The organism is Phycicoccus sp. Soil748, assembly GCF_001428025.1.
Classification (GTDB): Bacteria; Actinomycetota; Actinomycetes; order Actinomycetales; family Dermatophilaceae; genus Pedococcus.
Genome location: NZ_LMSC01000012.1, coordinates 462,789 through 481,342, shown reverse-complemented (window position 1 = coordinate 481,342; position 18,554 = coordinate 462,789). Strand labels below are relative to the sequence as shown.

The 18,554-nt window shown below is 70.2% G+C and carries 14 protein-coding genes and 1 tRNA gene; 12 read left to right on the top strand and 3 right to left on the bottom strand.

From position 1 onward, the window contains the following. Positions 1-67 precede the first annotated feature (67 nt). The 5 genes from pyk (at position 68) to ASG70_RS18490 (ending at position 4,910) form a co-directional block, all read left to right on the top strand. Positions 68-1,519: a pyruvate kinase gene (pyk, locus tag ASG70_RS18510; RefSeq protein ID WP_056885276.1), complete on the top strand. Its 1,452-nt coding sequence runs from the start codon at positions 68-70 to the stop codon at positions 1,517-1,519. A 142-nt stretch (positions 1,520-1,661) separates the two neighbouring features. Further along, positions 1,662-1,747: transfer RNA gene (locus ASG70_RS18505), tRNA-Leu, on the top strand. A 1,225-nt stretch (positions 1,748-2,972) separates the two neighbouring features. Then, a complete protein-coding gene (locus ASG70_RS18500; RefSeq protein WP_235531577.1) occupies positions 2,973-3,581 on the top strand; it encodes an ANTAR domain-containing response regulator in 609 nt (202 codons plus the stop codon). A 3-nt stretch (positions 3,582-3,584) separates the two neighbouring features. After that, positions 3,585-4,115, top strand: a complete 531-nt coding sequence (locus ASG70_RS18495; protein ID WP_056885274.1) for a GNAT family N-acetyltransferase — start codon at positions 3,585-3,587, stop codon at positions 4,113-4,115. Positions 4,116-4,358: 243 nt separating this feature from the next. Next, the gene (locus ASG70_RS18490) at positions 4,359-4,910 is read left to right on the top strand and encodes a GNAT family N-acetyltransferase (RefSeq protein WP_056885273.1); all 552 of its coding nucleotides are present in this window, start codon (positions 4,359-4,361) and stop codon (positions 4,908-4,910) included. A 61-nt stretch (positions 4,911-4,971) separates the two neighbouring features. Here ASG70_RS18490 and ASG70_RS18485 read toward each other — a convergent pair whose 3' ends face one another. Continuing rightward, positions 4,972-5,328, bottom strand: a complete 357-nt coding sequence (locus tag ASG70_RS18485; protein ID WP_082591008.1) for a PaaI family thioesterase — start codon at positions 5,326-5,328, stop codon at positions 4,972-4,974. Between the two features lie 94 nt (positions 5,329-5,422). Between ASG70_RS18485 and polA the strand changes: the two genes are divergently transcribed. The 3 genes from polA (at position 5,423) to ASG70_RS18470 (ending at position 11,538) form a co-directional block, all read left to right on the top strand. Then, the gene (polA, locus tag ASG70_RS18480) at positions 5,423-8,098 is read left to right on the top strand and encodes a DNA polymerase I (RefSeq protein ID WP_056885271.1); all 2,676 of its coding nucleotides are present in this window, start codon (positions 5,423-5,425) and stop codon (positions 8,096-8,098) included. Between the two features lie 156 nt (positions 8,099-8,254). After that, the gene (locus ASG70_RS18475) at positions 8,255-8,794 is read left to right on the top strand and encodes a hypothetical protein (protein ID WP_156400084.1); all 540 of its coding nucleotides are present in this window, start codon (positions 8,255-8,257) and stop codon (positions 8,792-8,794) included. Continuing rightward, a complete protein-coding gene (locus ASG70_RS18470; protein ID WP_156400083.1) occupies positions 8,794-11,538 on the top strand; it encodes a hypothetical protein in 2,745 nt (914 codons plus the stop codon). Before ASG70_RS18475 ends, ASG70_RS18470 begins: the two co-directional genes overlap by 1 nt. Positions 11,539-11,657: 119 nt before the next feature. Here ASG70_RS18470 and ASG70_RS18465 read toward each other — a convergent pair whose 3' ends face one another. Both ASG70_RS18465 and ASG70_RS18460 read right to left on the bottom strand, forming a co-directional pair. Then, positions 11,658-13,166 (bottom strand): MFS transporter, encoded by a 1,509-nt coding sequence (locus tag ASG70_RS18465; RefSeq protein WP_056885268.1) that lies wholly within the window; start codon positions 13,164-13,166, stop codon positions 11,658-11,660. Positions 13,167-13,290: 124 nt separating this feature from the next. Then, positions 13,291-14,106 (bottom strand): class I SAM-dependent methyltransferase, encoded by an 816-nt coding sequence (locus tag ASG70_RS18460; protein WP_056885267.1) that lies wholly within the window; start codon positions 14,104-14,106, stop codon positions 13,291-13,293. Between the two features lie 156 nt (positions 14,107-14,262). On the opposite strand from ASG70_RS18460, the gene rpsA reads away from it, so the two are divergent. From rpsA to ASG70_RS18440, 4 genes are all read left to right on the top strand, one after another. Further along, entirely contained in the window at positions 14,263-15,765 is a 1,503-nt protein-coding gene (rpsA, locus tag ASG70_RS18455; RefSeq protein ID WP_056885266.1) for a 30S ribosomal protein S1, read from the top strand. A gap of 103 nt (positions 15,766-15,868) precedes the next feature. Then, on the top strand, positions 15,869-16,660 hold the full coding sequence (locus tag ASG70_RS18450) for a DUF4184 family protein (protein ID WP_056885265.1): 792 nt from the start codon (positions 15,869-15,871) through the stop codon (positions 16,658-16,660). A gap of 10 nt (positions 16,661-16,670) precedes the next feature. Then, entirely contained in the window at positions 16,671-17,138 is a 468-nt protein-coding gene (locus ASG70_RS18445) for a PPOX class F420-dependent oxidoreductase (RefSeq protein ID WP_056885264.1), read from the top strand. 355 nt (positions 17,139-17,493) lie between these two features. Continuing rightward, entirely contained in the window at positions 17,494-18,522 is a 1,029-nt protein-coding gene (locus ASG70_RS18440) for an ABC transporter permease (RefSeq protein ID WP_082591005.1), read from the top strand. Positions 18,523-18,554 lie beyond the last annotated feature (32 nt).

The following is an 18,554-nucleotide window of genomic DNA, read 5'->3' as shown; positions in this document are numbered from 1 at the left end:
GCGGGACGCCTGTCCGCAGGGTGACCGGGGTCACGTCCGCTGCGACCTGCCCGATAGGCTCGGTCCCATGCGTCGCGCCAAGATCGTCTGCACCCTCGGCCCGGCTGTCTCCAGCCCTGAGCGCATCCGTGAGCTCGTCGTCGCCGGCATGGACGTGGCCCGCCTCAACCTCTCCCACGGCGAGTACTCCGTGCACGAGGAGATCTACCGCTCCATCCGGGCGGCCAGCGACGAGACCGGCCACGCCGTCGGCATCCTCGTCGACCTGCAGGGGCCCAAGATCCGCACCGCCCGCTTCAAGGACGGCCCGGTCGAGCTCGCCAACGGCGCGGAGTTCACCATCACCACGCGCGAGGTCGACGGCTCCGCGTCCGAGGTGGGCACCACCTACAAGGGCCTGCCGGGCGACGTGCGCCCCGGCGACGCGCTCCTCATCGACGACGGCAAGGTCGCCCTCGAGGCCGTAGAGGTCACCGAGACCGACGTGCGCTGCAAGGTGACGGTGGGCGGCACCGTCTCCAACAACAAGGGCATCAACCTGCCGGGTGTCGCGGTCTCCGTCCCGGCGCTGTCCGAGAAGGACAAGGCCGACCTGCGCTGGGCCCTGAAGCTCCGCGCCGACATGATCGCGCTGTCGTTCGTCCGCTCCGCCAAGGACCTCGACGACGTCTACGAGGTGATGGACGAGGTCGGCGTCCGGCTGCCGGTCATCGCCAAGATCGAGAAGCCGCAGGCGGTCGAGAACCTCGTCGAGATCATCGGCGCCTTCGACGGCGTCATGGTGGCGCGCGGCGACCTGGGCGTCGAGCTGCCCCTCGAGGAGGTGCCGCTCGTCCAGAAGCGCGCCATCGAGATCGCCCGCGCCAACGCCAAGCCCGTCATCGTCGCGACGCAGGTGCTCGAGTCGATGATCGACAACCCACGGCCCACCCGCGCCGAGGCCTCCGACGCCGCCAACGCCGTCCTCGACGGCGCCGACGCGCTGATGCTCTCCGGCGAGACGAGCGTGGGCGCCCACCCCATCACGGCGGTGGAGACGATGGCCCGCATCATCGAGAGCACCGAGGAGCACGGCCTCGACCGCATCCGCCCCCTCGGCACCAAGCCCCACACCATGGGTGGCGCGGTGTCCGCCGCAGCGGTCGAGATCGGCGAGCTGCTCGGGGCGAAGTACCTCATCACCTTCACACAGTCGGGTGACACGGCCAAGCGCATGTCGCGCATCCGGCCGCGGATCCCCATGCTGGCGTTCACGCCCGAACCGCACACGCGCTCCCGCCTCGCCCTGGCCTGGGGCATCGAGACGTTCCTCGTGCCCATGGCCCGGCACACCGACCAGATGGCCCACCAGGTCGACAAGTCGCTGCTCGGGTCCGGCCGCGTCAAGGAGGGCGACCTGGTCATCCTCGTCGCCGGTTCGCCGCCCGGCATCCCGGGCTCCACCAACGCGCTGCGGGTCCACAAGATGGGCGACGCCGTCAACAAGGTGGCCCCGGCCTACGAGGACCTCCAGGACTGAAGCGGCTGTAGGGCGCGTGCCCGGCCCGGCCGGCACGCGCGCCGCGGTGGGTCGTCCCCGGCGCGGCGTTCGTGTGTCCGGTGGCGCCCTCCCGCGCTTGTATGCTCGTCCCGCACCGTCCGTCGGCCCGTCCGGCGGGTGCGCCGAAGTGGTGGAATGGCAGACACGGAGCACTCAAAATGCTCTGCTCGCAAGGGCGTGTGGGTTCGAGTCCCATCTTCGGCACCAGCGCGGGTAGTCGTCCCATGGACGGCGCGACCGGTCAGCTGCACGGTTGGTCTGCCGGCTCGTGGTCGTGTTCCTGCGCGCACGCTCGATCAGCCACAGGCCGTTGACCTTGCTGAACTGGTAGTCCAAGGACCACCGGGTGCAGGTTTCCTCCGGCCGGTCAGCAGGGCCGTCCCCTGCGTCCTGGTGACTCTGGAACGTCAACGACACGACGGGGTTCCCGACCGCGTCCAACGAGACGTCCCCGACCTCGAAGTCGGTGTCGTTCGCGCTCTTGACGCGCCGGGCGAACTCCCCCACTGAGACCGGGTGGGCAAGCTGCGCCAGCGCAGTGGGGTAGTCGCCGTTGTTGACCGACCCGAAGTAGATGCGCAATGTCTGGAACGCCTGTTGGGCGATGTCCTGCGGGTACTGGTCTGCCGGCATCCGCTCGCCATCAGGTCCGATGACCTCCGCGCAGTCCGGCGGCCTGATCGACTCGGGATCCGACCTCCACCGCTCGAGGTCCTTCTGCGCCGTCGACGCAGCGACCGCAAGCCGGTCGCCCTGTCGTTCTCCCGACTGCGCGCCCTGGTCGTTCACATAGTCGGTCTGCGCGTCGACCAGGCCGACGGCCTGGCCTCTGGCGTTGATCACCGGACCACCGCTGTTGCCGTGGTTGGCCGCGAAGTCGAGCTCCAGGAGGCCGTACCTGGTGACCCCGTCGATGATCACCGAGGACCACGACGGCGGTTTCCCGGGTAGGTCGGCCGAAGTTCGCACCAGCGCCACATCCGCGCCTGGCTGCCACCCTTCACCCGGGCGAAGGCCGACTTCCGCGTGGGGTGGTTGGCTGCTCGTGGCCGAGGCGGTGACGCTCCGGCCAGGTGGCGCCGTGGATGGTGTCACGACGGTCTTCGTCGGCTGGTCGCGCGTGACCGTGACGGTGACCGTCCCGTGCTCCGCAGTGCGACCCGCGGAGCACGCAGCCAGAGATGCCAGCAGTGCCACGGGCAGCACGGTGCTGAGTCCATGTCGCATGTTCGACCCCCTGGGAGAACGCGGTTGACCGGACCTCAACGCACCGTGCCCCAGCACCAAAACCGTCGAAACGGCTGATTCCCGCACGCCGAGTACGTCGTTCGCGGGAAGTGGTGCGTCCAGAGGCGTCCGCACCGCGACGGCAGGGGGGCGGACGCGTGACCGGGCAACGTGCCGTTAACGTGCGTCTCCTATGCTCGTCCCCGTGAGCGAGACCGAAGCCCAGACCGCGCCCTCGAAGTCGACCCGCATCCTCGTCGCCGAGGACGAGGCCCTCATCCGGCTCGACCTCGCGGAGATGCTCACGGAGGCCGGCTACGAGGTCGTCGGGCAGGCGAGCAACGGCGAGCAGGCCGTCGAGATGGCCAAGGAGCTCACCCCCGACCTCGTCATCATGGATGTGAAGATGCCCGTCATGGACGGCATCACCGCCGCTGAGGAGATCGGCTCCGCGAAGATCTGCCCCGTCGTCATGCTCACCGCCTTCAGCCAGACCGAGCTCGTCGAGCGGGCCCGCGACGCCGGAGTGATGGCCTACATCGTCAAGCCGTTCACTGCCTCGGACCTCACGCCCGCCATCGACATCGCCCGGCACCGCTGGACCGAGGTCAAGGCGCTCGAAAGCGAGATCGCCGACCTCGGTGAGCGGCTCGAGACGCGCAAGGCCGTCGACCGCGCCAAGGGCATCCTCATGAAGAAGCTCAAGGTGACCGAGGCTGAGGCGTTCCGCTGGATCCAGAAGACGGCCATGGACCGCCGGCTCGGGATGCGCGAGGTCGCCGATGCGGTAGTCAGCGGCATGGACAAGGCCTGAGCCGTGCCCGTGCAGGTGCGGTCGGCCACACCGGCCGACGCCGTGACGCTCGCCGCCGTGGCGGCAGCCACCTTCGCCCTCGCGTGCCCGCCGCACACGACCCAGGCGTCGATCGACACGTTCATCGCGACCGTCCTGTCACAGGAGTGCTTCGAGGGCTACCTCGCCGACCCCGCGCGTGACTTGTTCCTCGCCGAGGAGGACGGCCACGCCACCGGGTACGCCATGCTCGTCACCGGTGAGCCGGCCGACCCGGACGTGCGCGCGGCGCTGCGCCACCACCCGACGTCCGAGCTGAGCAAGATCTACGTGCTGCCCGACCGGCACGGCGCCGGCACCAGCCGCCTGCTCATGGAGGCCTGCCTCGACGCCTCCCGCGCCCGGGGGTCGGCCGGGGCCTGGCTCGGGGTCAACCAGCTCAACGAGCGGGCCCAGCGCTTCTACGGCAAGAGCGGCTTCGAGCGGGTGGGCACCAAGCGCTTCCTCGTGGGCGAACGCTACGAGGACGACTACGTCTATGAGCAGGCCTTGTGAGCACGTCCGACGCCTTCGAGGCAGTCGTCGTCGAGCCGAAACACGGGCTGCCACAGGCAAGCCCATTCACTTCCGGAGCCGAGTCTTGTTGAACCCTTCACGAACTCGCGGCGATGGCCCTAGAGTCCTACGTCTGGCGGGGCCACCCTCCCGCCGGCGGTCTTCGGGGGAGCCGCGCGCACAGGAGTCATACCGTCGACGATGGAGGAACCGGTGAGCCGTCCCGCGATCAGTGTCCGACGTGTGCGTGACGACGAGCAGCGCTCCTTCACCGAGCTGTGGATGTCCTCGCGGGTGGAGGCCGGTGTCAGTCCCGAGGTCGCCGCACGCGCCGCCTCCGAGGGCCGGGTCGCAGCAGCCCTGACGCGCGAGGACGTGCGGGCGTATGTCGCCATGGCCGACGGCCGCGCGGTCGGCTTCGCCGTCGCTGCCACCAGCCCGTTCTCGGCGCTCACCGAGGCGCCCTGCGTGACCATCGACCAGCTCTACGTCGTGCCGGAGGCCCGCAAGCACGGGGTCGCCAAGCAGCTCATGGGCGCGGTGAGCCTCTACGCCGACTCGCGTGGCTGCGACCAGATCGGCTGCAACGTGCCGGCCCAGGACCGTGACGCCAACCGGTTCTTCGCCCGCCTCGGCTTCAGCTCCCAGGTCGTCCGGCGCATCACCACCGTGGCGGCGCTGCGTCGCCGCCTCGGCGCCGACGAGCAGCGCCAGCACACGCTGGACGCGCTGCTGCACCGCCGTCGCTCGCTGCGCGCCCGCGCCGCCGCGTCGGCCAACCGCCTCGCCGGCTGACGCCGTACGTCCCCAGGCGCCCGCGCGCCGTACCCCCCGGGGCGCCCGCCGCGCGTCCTCCTCAGGCGCCGGGGGCGGCGTCGCGGATCAGGCAGGTGATCCGGCACGTGCACACGCGCCGGTCCTGCTCGTCGGTGATCACGACCTCGTAGCTCGCCAGGGTGCCGCCCAGCGACAGGGCGGTCGCGGTGCCCGTGACGTACCCGGAGCGGGCAGCGCGGTGGTGGGTGGCGTTGATGTCCAGCCCGACCGCGATGCGCGAGGGACCGGCGTGCAGGGCCGCACCGATCGAGCCCAGCGACTCGGCCAGGACGACCGAGGCGCCGCCGTGCAGGAGGCCGTAGGGCTGGGTGTTGCCCTCGACGGGCATGCGGCCGACGACCCGGTCAGGGGTCCCCTCGAGGATCTCGATGTGCATGCGGTGCAGCAGCGAGTCGGGGTTGAGGTCCTCGATGGCCTTCAGCGTCGAGGCGAAGTCGTTGGTGTCGGTCACGGGCAATAGGCTGCCATGCGTGAGTCGCCTCCTGCTCCTCGACGGTCATTCCCTCGCCTACCGGGCGTTCTTCGCGCTGCCCGTCGAGAACTTCTCGACGAGCACCGGGCAGCACACCAACGCCGTCTACGGCTTCACGTCGATGCTGATCAACGTGCTGCGCGACGAGCAGCCGACCCACGTGGCCGTCGCGTTCGACGTCAGCCGGCAGACGTTCCGCAGCGAGGAGTACGCCGACTACAAGGCGACCCGGTCGGCGACGCCGAGCGAGTTCCAGGGACAGGTCGCCCTGGTCCGGGAGGTGCTTGACGCCCTCAAGATCAAGCACGTGCAGATGGACGGCTACGAGGCCGACGACGTGATCGCGACGCTGACCACGCAGGCCACCGCGCAGGGCATGGACGTCGTCATCTGCACCGGCGACCGCGACGCCTTCCAGCTGGTCACCGACAAGGTCACCCTGCTCTATCCGGTGCGTGGCGTGTCCGAGGTCTGGCGCATGGACCCCAAGGCCGTGGAGGAGAAGTACCTCGTCGCCCCCGAGCGCTACAGCGACCTCGCCGCCCTCGTCGGCGAGACCAGCGACAACCTGCCAGGGGTGCCCGGCGTCGGCCCCAAGACCGCCGCCAAGTGGCTGGGCCTCTACGGCGACCTGCAGGGCGTCGTCGCCCACGCCGGCGAGATCAAGGGCAAGGCGGGGGAGTCGCTGCGCGAGCACCTCAACGGTGTCCTGCGCAACCGCCGGCTCAACCACCTGCTGCGCGACCTCGAGCTCCCGGTGACCATCGACGAGCTCGAGCGCCAGAACTGGGACCGCGAGCAGGTCCACACCGTCTTCGACAGCCTCGAGTTCCGCGTGCTGCGCGACCGGCTGTTCGAGTACCTCGAGGCGCCGCAGGAGGAGGCCGACCACGGCTTCGAGGTCGAGGGTTCGGTGCTCGACGCCGACACGGGTGCGGTGTTCTTCGGCGACGGCGTGCACGGTCAGCGGCTGACCGCGGGGCTGGCGGTCACGGGTCACTACCGCGCCGGGGCCGGCGAGGCGCTCGCCGTCGCGGTCGCGCCGAGCGAGGGCCCAGCGGGCTACCTCGACCTCGCGACGGCCGACCCCAAGACCGAGGCGGCGCTGGCGGCCTGGCTGGCCGACCCCGACTCCCCGAAGGTCCTGCACGACGCCAAGTGGCAGCTGCAGGCGCTCGCCGAGCGCGGGTTCGAGCTGCGCGGGGTCGTCATGGACACCGCGCTGGCCGCCTACCTCGTGCGCCCCGACCAGCGCTCCTACGACCTCGGCGACCTCGTCCTGCGCAACCTCGGGCGCGAGCTGCGCGCCGAGACCCCTGACTCCGGCCAGGGGCTGCTCGACTTCGCGGCCGACGACGACGCCGTCGCGCGGGAGGCGATGATCCGGGCGCGCGCCGTCCTCGACCTCGGGGTGGCGTTGACCGACCAGCTCGAGGCGACCGGCGGCACCGAGCTGCAGCGTGACGTCGAGCTCCCGCTCGAGCGGGTGCTCGCCGAGATGGAGCGCACGGGCATCGCCGCCGACACCGCCGTCATGGACGAGCTCGAGAAGGACTTCGCCGCCAAGGTCCGCGAGGCGCAGCAGGACGCCTACGACGCGATCGGCGGCGACCAGATCAACCTCGGCTCGCCCAAGCAGCTGCAGGTGGTCCTCTTCGAGACCCTCGGCCTGCCCAAGACGCGGCGCACCAAGACGGGCTACACCACCGACGCCGACGCCCTCACCGACCTGTTCACCAAGACCGAGCACCCGTTCCTCGAGGCCCTGCTGCGCCACCGCGACGCGGCGCGGCTGCGGGTGACCGTCGAGGGCCTGCAGAAGTCGGTGGCTGCCGACGGCCGCATCCACACCACCTACCAGCAGACCATCGCGGCCACGGGCCGGCTCTCGTCGACCGACCCCAACCTCCAGAACATCCCGATCCGCACCGACGCCGGGCGCCGCATCCGTGAGGTGTTCGTGGTCGGGGAGGGCTACGAGTCGCTGCTGTCCGCGGACTACAGCCAGATCGAGATGCGCATCATGGCCCACCTGTCCGGCGACGAGGGCCTCATCGAGGCGTTCCGGACGGGGGAGGACCTGCACCGCTTCGTCGGCTCGCGCGTCTTCTCCGTCGAGCCGCAGGACGTCACCCCTGCGATGCGCTCCAAGGTCAAGGCGATGTCCTACGGGCTCGCCTACGGCCTGTCCGCGTTCGGCCTGTCCAAGCAGCTGACCATCTCCACCGGTGAGGCGCAGGGGCTCATGGACGAGTACTTCGCCCGCTTCGGCGGGGTGCGCGACTACCTGACCGAGGTGGTCGCCGAGGCCCGCGGCACGGGCTACACGCAGACCATGCTGGGCCGGCGCCGCTACCTGCCCGACCTCACGTCCGACAACCGCCAGCGCCGCGAGATGGCGGAGCGGATGGCGCTCAACGCGCCCATCCAGGGGTCGGCGGCCGACATCATCAAGCTGGCGATGCTGCGCGTCGACAAGGCGCTGGCCGAGTCGGGAGCGCGTTCGAGACAGCTGCTCCAGGTCCACGACGAGCTCGTCCTCGAGGTCGCTCCGGGGGAGGCCGAGGACGTCGAGGCGCTGGTCCGCCGTGAGATGGGTGGTGCCGTCGAGATGGACGTGCCGCTGGAGGTCAGCGTCGGCGTCGGCCGGTCCTGGCACGACGCCGCCCACTGAGCACGACGCGCCATACACGAATTTCGCGAATGCACCACGTGTAGCCACCTGTCACCTCTACTCTTCGGTAACCATTCGCACCCGCCAACGGACGTCGGGTGCTTTTACTGTGAGGTGGACATGCGACGGAGCCTGATCGCTGGGCTTGTGCTGGCCGTGTTTGCGGCCTTGATCATCGGTCTGGGGGAGCTCTTCGGGCTCGACCTCCAGCACGTGGCCCTGATGGGAGCCGCCCTCGGCGGTGTGCTGGGCCTGGTGCCGCACTCCCCCGCGCTGGGCAAGCTGGGCGGCTTCGCCGTCGGTTTCGTGCTGGCCTGGATCGGCTTCGCGCTGCGCGCGGCGCTGCTGCCCGACTCGGCCGGTGGCCGCGCGGCCGCGGCGTTCCTCGTCGTGGCCCTCGTCGCCGTCGCCTGCTCGGTGAGCGCCGGACGCCTGCCGCTGTGGAGCGGCCTCCTCGGTGCGGCGGCCATCGTCGGCGCCTACGAGGAGACCTACACCAACGCGCCGTCGCAGTTCCTCGCGGAGGCGCCCACCGCTGCCACCACGGTGCTGTTCGCCGTGGCCCTGGGCTACCTCGCCACCTCCCTGGTGGCCGAGGGCCTGGGCGCCGCCGCACCCGCCGCCGCCACAACCACCACCACCGCACGTGACGAGTCCGAAGGCCTCGACGGCCTCTTCGCAGGGGAGACCAAGTGATGCTGAAGAAGAAGACGGCCGTCGGCGCGGGAGCTGCGTTCTTCGCGGTGCCCGCCGCCCTGGTGCTGGTCTGCGGGCCCGCGTTCGCCGCCTCGTCCGGTGACGTCCTGGTGTCGAACACCGAGACCATCCAGGCCTACCTCGACGCCAGCGGCAAGCTCGACACGGCTCGCGTGTACGAGCAGGTGGCCATGCAGGGCAAGGGCACGGTGGACCTGTCCAACCCGGTGGAGACCAACGGGCTGCGCAACCTCGACGGCTTCGGCGGGTTCGAGGTCAAGAACGGCAACATGGTGGGCACCTACACCGTCGACGGTGAGAAGCGCCTGCGCTCGGTCAGCGACTACACCAAGCGCCTGCCGCTCAAGGTCGACGTCACCTACACCCTCGACGGCAAGACCGTGCAGCCCGGCGACGTCGTCGGCCGCAGCGGGGTCCTCAAGGTGCAGTACACCGTCACCAACATGACCGGGCAGACGCAGACGGTCTCGTTCGACGACGGCACCGGCAAGACCACGTCGACCAGCGAGGACGTCGTCATCCCGATGGTGGGGTCGCTGACCACCGTGCTGCCCTCGACCTTCACCGACGTGAAGTCGGCCGAGGCGAACATGGCCGGCGACGGTCGTGGCGGCACCAAGATGTCGTTCACGATGACCCTGTTCGGGCCGATCGGGAAGCCCTCGGCGACCTTCGGCTACGAGGCGAAGATCTCGGACGGCGTCGTGCCGAAGGCCTCCATCTCGGCCCTGCCGGTCAGTCCCCTCGACAGCCCCTCGTTCAAGGGCGGCGCCGAGTCCTACAAGGGTGGCGCCGAGACCGGCTCGACCCTGACCGCCGGTGCCACCGAGATCGACGCCAACCTGCTCAAGCTGCGTGACGGCGCGGGCGACCTGCTCGCCGGCCTCATCAAGCTGCGCGACGGCGCCGACCAGCTCAACGCCGGCCTGGCCGGGCAGGCAGCGCCCGGCGCCAAGGCTCTCGCTGCCGGTGCAGGCCAGCTCAAGGACGGCACCAGCCAGCTCAGCGGTGGCGTGGGCCAGCTCGACGACGGGGCCAAGAAGCTGGCCGACGGCTCGAAGGCGCTCTCCGGGGGTGCGGGCCAGCTCAAGTCCGGCGCCGCGCAGGCGAAGGACGGCTCGGCGCAGGTGGCCGGCGGCGCCAACCAGGTCGCCGACGGGTCGGCGCAGCTGGCCGACGGCCTCGCCCTCATCCAGGACGGCGTCGCCAAGCTGCCGGAGAACCCGGACGTCGCGGATGGCGTCGCTCAGCTCAAGGACGCCCTGACCGCAGTGCAGAAGGGCATCGGTTCTGCATCGCAGACCGGCACGATCCTCTGGGGCATCGCCCAGATGCAGGACGGCGCCGGGACCATGACGGCCGGTCTCGACCACCCCAAGGGCGCGCTCGGCCCGACGGACCCCGGTGGCGTCAAGCAGGTCCTCAACCAGCTCCTCGACAAGCTCGACCAGAACAGCGCGACGACGCCGGGGGCCAAGCAGGCGCTCACGAGCATCCTCACCGGGCTCGACAACGCCAGCGCGACCAGCCCTGGTGCCAAGCAGGGCCTGATGAACCTGCAGGCCGTGCTCGGGTGCCCCAACAACCAGGACGGGCTGACCTCCCTCGGCCAGGTGGATATCGCGCATTTCGTGGCGAGCCCCACCGACCTGTGCACGGTCATTGCGCCCAGCTTCTTCAGCGCACCGGGGATTCCGGACCCGAAGGCCGGTGCCGCCGTGACTGCCAAGATCACGCTGGCCAAGGTGGTCGCCGGGCTCGGCTCGCGCACCACCCCGGGCCAGACGGCCCTGTACGGCCTCGACCAGATCCTGGCCAACATCGGCTCGCGTGACGTCCCGGGTGAGACCGCCCTGTACGCCCTGAACGAGCTCGTCGCCGGTGTGGGTGACAAGTCCACGGACGGCACGCTGCTCTACGGCCTCGACCAGATCAGCGGAGGGCTGGACCAGGTCAAGCTCGGTATCAGCAACCCGAACTGCAAGCTGGATGACCCGACCAACACCAAGAACCCCTGCGGCATCAATCAGGTCCAGGGCCTGGTCGCGGCGGGCATCGATCAGCTCGTCGCCGGGATCGCGGACAGCCTCTCCGGAGTCCTCGGTGAGGCGTCCACGGGAGCGGACGACCTGGCGGCCGGTGCCGACCAGCTTGCCGGTGGCGCGGCGCAGCTCGACTCGGGCCTCGGTGACCTCTCCGCAGGCGCGGGACAGCTCGACGACGGCGCCAAGCAGCTCTCGGACGGTGCGGGCCAGCTTGCCGACGGGACCGGGACGGCTCGGGAGGGCGCGGGCAAGCTCGACGCCGGTGCGGGTGACCTGCGGACGGGTGCCGACCAGCTCTCCAGCGGCCTCGGCGACGCGGCCGACGGTTCCGGCCAGCTCAAGGACGGCCTCGCGCAGGCCGCCAGCGGTGCGCCGAAGCTGAAGGACGGCGCCCAGAAGCTGTCCGACGAGGGCACCAAGAAGCTCGTCGAGGCGGGCAAGTCGACTGCGGCGGACTACGGCCAGAAGTACGCCCTCATCGTGGCTGGTGCCGAGCGCGCCAAGTCCGAGGGCATGGCCTACGGCGCCCCGGCCGACGCGGTGGGCAACACGGCGTACTCCTACGAGCTCGCCGGTGCCGATGGTGAGGGTGGCCGCAACGTCGGCCGCGGCCTCGGTGCGGTGGCCGCGTTCGGCCTCGCGGGTGGTGCGGCCTTCCTGCGCCGTCGCTTCATCTGAGGCCGACGGGTGCAGGGCTGACGCCCTGGGCCCGACGGCACACAGCAACGAGGGGGCGGTCCTGGTCGGGACCGCCCCCTTCGTCGCGTCTGGGCGAAGAGCCCTGCAGGTCGTGCGGGTCAGGCGGGGGAGGCGGACGGCTGGGCGCGGCCGGTGTCCGTGCTGCTGCCCTCCTCCTGCGCCTCGTCCGCGGTCAGCGGCTGGGCGATGCTCTCCAGCGACTGGCCCTCGGCCTTGACGCCGAGGAACGCCTCCGCGAGGCCGCCCAGGATCATCAGGGCGGCTCCGAGGAAGTAGCCGACTGCGAGGCCGGTGATGTCCTTGGAGGCCGAGGCGTTGTCGATGAGCTTGCCGAACAGCAGCGGTCCGCTGATGCCGCCGGCGGCGGTCCCGATGGCGTAGAAGAACGCGATGCACAGGGCCCGCGTCTCGAGCGGGAAGACCTCGCTGGCCGTCAGGTAGGCGGCGCTGGCCCCGGCGGAGGCGAAGAAGAAGATCACCACACCGAAGATCGTCAGCGTCACGGCGCTCAGCCCGCCGAGGCTGAACCCGGCGACCGCCAGCAGCACGCCGGACAGGATGTAGGTTCCCGTGATCATCCGGACGCGCCCGACCGTGTCGAACAGGGGGCTGAGGAGCAGGGCCCCGGCGAAGTTGCTCACGGCGAAGATCGCGATGTACCAGCCGGTCTGCTTGACCCCGAAGAAGGTGGTCAGGCTGTCGCCGTAGGTGAAGAAGAACGCGTTGTAGAGGAAGGCCTGCCCGACGAACAGGGCGAAGCAGAGGACGGTGCGCCGGGGGTACAGCGTGAAGACCGTCTTGGCGATCTCCGGGATGGAGATGGTCCGGCGCTGGCGGATGGTGATCGGCTCGTCGTCGACGGACGGCAGGTTGCCACCGGTCTCCTCCGAGACGGTGCCCTCGATGTCCTTGACGATCTTCTCGCCCTCGTCCTCGCGGCCGTGGATGAACAGCCAGCGCGGGCTCTCGGGGACGTGGCGCCGCACGACCAGGATGCCGACGGCGAGCACGGCGCCGAGGCCGAAGGCCAGGCGCCAGCCGAGCGCGGGGTCGAGGACCTTGGGGTCGAGCAGCGGGATGGTCAGCAGCGAGCCGAGCGCGGCGCCGACCCAGAAGGAGCCGTTGATGGCCACGTCCACGCGCCCGCGGTACTTCTTGGGGATCAGCTCGTCGATGGCCGAGTTGATGGCTGCGTACTCGCCACCGATGCCCATGCCGGTGATGAAGCGGGCGACGAAGTACCAGAGGGGGGTGGGGGAGAAGGCCGTGAGCACCGTGGCGAAGATGTAGACGCCGAGGGTGAGCAGGAAGAGCTTCTTGCGGCCGAAGCGGTCGGTCAGCTGGCCGAAGAGCAGGGCCCCGATGCAGGCACCTGCCACGTAGACGGCCCCGGCGAGGCCGATGTCGGAGCTGCTCAGGCCGAGCCCGGTGTTCGCGGGCTTGAGGGCCTCGGACATGGAGCCGACGATGGTCACCTCGAGCCCGTCGAGGATCCACACGGTCCCCAGCCCGATGACGACCATCCAGTGCCACCGGGCCCAGGGGAGGCGGTCCAGCCTCGCGGGGATGTCGGTGGTGATGCGTCCTGTCTCGACGTCTGACGCCACAGGTACCTCCTCGTTGAGTCGACGTCGCGCCGCCACCGGCCAGGTGGAGCGCCGCATCGACGCTAGAACCAACCGGGGCAACTCGCACGTCGAGCAGCGCACCTGTTTCCGGCGAAGAGGCAGGTCAGGGGCGGTAGCAGACGAAGATCGCCGTGCCCGGGAGGAGCCGGCCCCGCAACGGCGACCAGCCACCCCAGGACTGCTCGTTGCGCTCGGGCCACGGCGGCTCGACGAGGTCGACGAGGAAGAGTCCCGCGCCGACGAGCTCGCGCACCCGTTCCCCGAGCGTTCGGTGGTGCTCGACGTACGTCGCCTCGCCGTCGGAGTCGCTCTCGACGTACGGCGTGCGGTCGAAGTACGACTGGGTCGCCGTCAGGCCGTCAGGTCCGGGGTCGTCGGGGAAGGCCCACCGCACCGGGTGGGTCGTGGAGAAGACGAACCGGCCCCCGGGGCGCAGGACACGCGCGACCTCCCGCATGAGCAGGGCCGTGTCGGCCACGAAGGGCACGGCGCCGTACGCGGTGAACACGAGGTCGAAGGCGTGGTCGGCGAAGGGGAGCGCGACCGCGTCGCACTGGGCGAACGGGACCGGCACGGAGCCTCCTCCAGGGCTGGACCTCAGGTTGAGGTCGAGGCCCTTGCGCACCATTCCGGCGGACAGGTCCGTGGCCACGACGCGCCCGCCGTGCCGGGCCACCCACCGCGCACCCTGGCCGGCGCCGGCCCCGATCTCCAGGACGTCCTTGCCGTCGACGTCACCGAGCAGCGTGAGCTCGTCCTCGCGCCAGCCCTCGGGACCCCAGACGAGCTCGGTGTCGCCGAGGAAGCTGCCGTGCTCGGCGTAGTAGCCACCGGCCTCGGCGTCCCACCAGGACCGGTTCGCGGCCGCGGTCTCGTCCGCCCCGGCCTCGCGGCGGCTGACCTGCGCAAACTCGTCCACGGCTGCTCCTGTCGTGTTTTGACCGTGCGGGGACCGCCTCGGTAGTGTGGGGGAGCACCTCCGTGTGCGTGCTTCGTCGTGCCGCCGACTGCGGGGCGCCTAGGGCGCACACAACACCCACTTCTATTCACTGTCCATCATCGGAGTTCCTACTACATGACTGCCAGCACGGTCGAGAAGACCGCCCCTCAGATCGCCATCAACGACATTGGCTCTGAGGAAGACCTCCTTGCCGCCATCGACGCGACCATCAAGGACTTCAACGACGGCGACATCGTCGAGGGTCGCATCGTCAAGGTCGACCGGGACGAGGTCCTGCTCGACATCGGCTACAAGACCGAGGGTGTCATCCCCTCGCGCGAGCTCTCCATCAAGCACGACGTCGACCCCTCTGAGGTCGTCAGCGTCGGCGACGAGGTCGAGGCCCTGGTCCTTCAGAAGGAGGACAAGGAAGGTCGTCTGATCCTGTCCAAGAAGCGTGCGCAGTACGAGCGCGCCTGGGGCACGATCGAGAAGATCAAGGAAGAGGACGGCGTCGTCACCGGCACCGTCATCGAGGTCGTCAAGGGTGGTCTCATCCTCGACATCGGCCTGCGTGGCTTCCTCCCCGCGTCCCTCGTCGAGATGCGTCGCGTCCGCGACCTCCAGCCCTACGTGGGCAAGGAGATCGAGGCCAAGATCATCGAGCTCGACAAGAACCGCAACAACGTGGTCCTGTCGCGCCGCGCCTGGCTCGAGCAGACGCAGTCCGAGGTCCGCACCACGTTCCTCAAGGAGCTCCAGAAGGGGCAGGTCCGCTCCGGCGTCGTGTCCTCGATCGTCAACTTCGGTGCGTTCGTGGACCTCGGCGGGGTCGACGGCCTCGTCCACGTCTCCGAGCTGTCCTGGAAGCACATCGACCACCCGTCCGAGGTCGTCGAGGTGGGCCAGGAGGTCACCGTCGAGGTCCTCGACGTCGACATGGACCGCGAGCGTGTCTCCCTGTCGCTCAAGGCGACTCAGGAGGACCCGTGGCAGCACTTCGCCCGGACCCACGCGATCGGTCAGGTCGTCCCGGGCAAGGTCACCAAGCTCGTCCCGTTCGGTGCGTTCGTGCGCGTCGACGACGGCATCGAGGGCCTGGTCCACATCTCCGAGCTGGCCGAGCGCCACGTGGAGCTGCCGGAGCAGGTCGTCACGGTCGGTTCCGACATCTTCGTCAAGGTCATCGACATCGACCTCGAGCGTCGCCGGATCTCGCTGAGCCTCAAGCAGGCCAACGACGACAGCGCGCCCGTCGCCGAGTTCGACCCGACCCTCTACGGCATGGCCGCGGAGTACGACGAGCAGGGCAACTACAAGTACCCCGAGGGCTTCGACCCCGAGACCAACGAGTGGCTCGAGGGCTACGAGACCCAGCGCGAGAAGTGGGAGAAGCAGTACGCCGAGGCCCACGCCCGCTGGGAGGCCCACAAGGCCCAGGTCGAGGAGGCCACCAAGGCCGACGCCGAGGCTGCGGCCAACGCTGGCGCTGCGACGTCCTACTCGTCCGACTCGGGCTCGTCCGCGTCCGACAGCGACTCGGGCAGCGGCAGCCGTCCGGCCGCCCCGGTCTCCGAGGGCACCCTGGCCTCCGACGAGGCCCTGGCCGCTCTGCGCGAGAAGCTCACCGGCAACTGAGCCCACGCCAGCCACGCACCTCGGTGCACGGCTGGACGGCTTCGAGAGGCCCGGCTCCCGATGGGGAGCCGGGTCTCTCGGCGTCCGGGTTAGATTCTCCCGTATGCCGTTCACGCCCGCCCACGTCGCCGCGGTGCTGCCCGTGGTGGGTCGGCGACGGCCTAGCTGGGTGGTGCCCTGCGCCCTGGTGATCGGCTCGATGGTCCCCGACGTCCTGTACTTCGTACCGATCGGCGACTACCGGGACGTCTCCCACTCGGTGCACGGGCTGCTCACGCTCGACCTCCTGCTGGGGCTGGTCCTGGTGGGGCTGTGGCGTGCTGCGGCCGGGCCCGTCCTGCGCGACCTCGCCCCGCGCTCCTACCGTGAGCGGGTGCCGCCGCCGCTGCGCCCGACCGCGCGGGAGTGGCTGTGGTCGGTGCCGTGCCTCCTGCTCGGGGGCGCGACCCATTTGGTGTGGGACGCCTTCACGCATGCCAACGGCTGGGCGGTGATGCGCTGGCCGGCGGTGTTCGACCGCGTGGTCACCCTGGGCCTGCCCGTGTACTCGGTCGCGCAGTACGGCAGCAGTGTGGTCGGACTGGTCCTCGTCCTGGTGTGGGCCGGGCGTGCGCTCGAGGAGACCACGCCCCGGTACCCCGGTGGGCGGCGGGCGACGCCGGGGGAGCGCCGAACCGCCTGGGTGGCGCTGCTGGCGCTGCCCCTGGTGGCAGGCAGTGTCTTCGCGTCGGATGCTGCCCTGGCGGGGGAGCCGGTGACGATGGTGGTCTACGTCGCCGTCGTGCGGGCCCTGAGCTCCCTGGGGCTGGTGGCCGCGCTGACCACGGTGTGGTGGCACCAGGTCGTGTCCCGGCGTCCCGTCCTCGACGGCGCGTCCGCGGGACGTCGCATGTGAGGATGGCGGCATGGCACGAACCATTGCGACCAACACCGACGTGGACCTCGACGGGCTGCTCGACTTCGTCCGGCCCCGGCACCAGATGGTGCTCATCACCACCCGCGCCGACGGCCGCCCCCAGACCTCACCGGTGACCGGTGGCGTCGACGACAGCGGCCGGCTCGTCATCTCCAGCTACCGCGAGCGCGCGAAGACGGCCAACCTGCGCAAGCGACCGCAGGCGACGGTGCTGGTGCTGTCCGACGACTTCGGCGGGGCCTGGGTCCAGGTGGACGGCGATGCGGAGGTCATCGACGCCCGCGACGACGTCGAGCCCTTCGTCGAGTACTTCCGGAACATCTCGGGCGAGCACCCCGACTGGGACGAGTACCGCGAGGCGATGGTCACCCAGGACAAGTCCCTGCTGCGCATCACGCCGACGCGCTGGGGGCCGGTCGCCACCGGCGGGTTCCCCGCCCGCCTCGCCGACAGCTGACTCCCTCTCGGCCCGCTGCGGGGGACCCGGTCACGGTCCCTCGAGCGGCGCGGACCTCGCCACCGGCCGCACGGACCTCGCGACTCGCCCAAACGGGGGCGCTCTCCACCCATCGCAGCAAAAGCCTTGCGCCAGCAAGGCTTTCGTTCGTCTCCGCGTCGCCGCGACCGTGGTCCCGGCGTGTCCTTACCGCTCCCGAATCGAGACCCAGGGGTCATTGACCGTGGTGGGGGGCAGGTCGAGACTGCGAGGAGAGGAGATGGTGTCCCATGGCTCCTGACCACGGCCGCAACACAGCGAGGACTCGTCCTCGGCGTATGCTCCCGGCCGGCGGTCGGACTTCGCTGGTCGTCAGATGACCGACCACCCGAGGGGCCCCCAGAGGGACGCCCCGGTCGACACCCTGGACTCCGACCTGGCCATCGGGGCGGAGACCGCGGAGAAGGTGATTGCCGGGCGTACTCCCGCCCAGCTGGCCCGGGCGCGCCTGCGTCGGGACAAGATCACCATGGGCGTCCTCACCGTGGTGCTGCTGGCCGTCGTTGTGGCCATCGTCGCGCCGCTGCTGTCCAAGCTCGGGGTCCTGGACCCCAACTCCTTCCACGGCGAGCTCATCGACCCCAACACCGGGGGCCTGCCCAAGTCGAGCACGCCCGGGGGGATGAGCCTGGCGCACCCGCTGGGCCTGGAGCCCGGAACAGGGCGCGACGTCCTGTCGCGGATCCTGCTCGGGATGACCTTCTCCATGATCGTCTCGCTGTCGGCCACCGTCATCTCGATCGTCGGGGGCACTGCCCTTGGAGTCGTCGCCGGTTTCCGCGGAGGCAAGTCGGACTTCTTCATCACCCGCTTCATCGACATGATGCTGTCGTTCCCGCAGACGCTGATGCTGCTCGCCCTGTCGGGAATGTTCATCCAGCGGCTCACGTCGCTCGGGGTCCCGGCGGGCAACCCCAGCAACGGGCTCTACATCATCCTGGTGCTCGGGATCTTCGCCATCCCCTACATCGCGAGGATCATCCGGGGCCAGGTGCTCTCATTGCGGGAGCGCGAGTTCATCGAGGCCGCCCGGAGCCTGGGGGCAAGGAACGGGCGCATCTACGTCAAGGAGCTGGTCCCGAACCTGTGGGCCCCCATCCTCGTCTACTTCACCCTGCTCCTGCCGGTCAACGTCTCCGCCGAGGCCACCCTGAGCTTCCTCGGGGTGGGCATCCAGCCACCCACCCCCACGCTGGGCAACATCCTGAAGTACTCCGTGAACTACGCCCCGGCGGACTTCACCTTCTTCTTCTACCCCGCCCTGACCATCGCGGTGCTGGTGATCTCGTTCAGCCTGCTGGGCGACGGCCTGCGCGATGCCTTCGACCCGAAGGCCGGACGGTGAACACGGTGAAGGCCGCGGTGGAGGACAGGTTC

Excerpts from the sequence above, each read along its gene's own strand:
- ASG70_RS18440 (WP_082591005.1), top strand. The coding sequence starts at position 17,494 with ATGACCGACCACCCGAGGGGCCCCCAGAGGGACGCCCCGGTCGACACC.
- ASG70_RS18445 (WP_056885264.1), top strand. The coding sequence starts at position 16,671 with ATGGCACGAACCATTGCGACCAACACCGACGTGGACCTCGACGGGCTG.
- rpsA (WP_056885266.1), top strand. The coding sequence starts at position 14,263 with ATGACTGCCAGCACGGTCGAGAAGACCGCCCCTCAGATCGCCATCAAC.
- pyk (WP_056885276.1), top strand. The coding sequence starts at position 68 with ATGCGTCGCGCCAAGATCGTCTGCACCCTCGGCCCGGCTGTCTCCAGC.
- ASG70_RS18485 (WP_082591008.1), bottom strand. The coding sequence starts at position 5,328 with ATGCACATCGAGATCCTCGAGGGGACCCCTGACCGGGTCGTCGGCCGC.
- ASG70_RS18450 (WP_056885265.1), top strand. The coding sequence starts at position 15,869 with ATGCCGTTCACGCCCGCCCACGTCGCCGCGGTGCTGCCCGTGGTGGGT.
- ASG70_RS18470 (WP_156400083.1), top strand. The coding sequence starts at position 8,794 with ATGCTGAAGAAGAAGACGGCCGTCGGCGCGGGAGCTGCGTTCTTCGCG.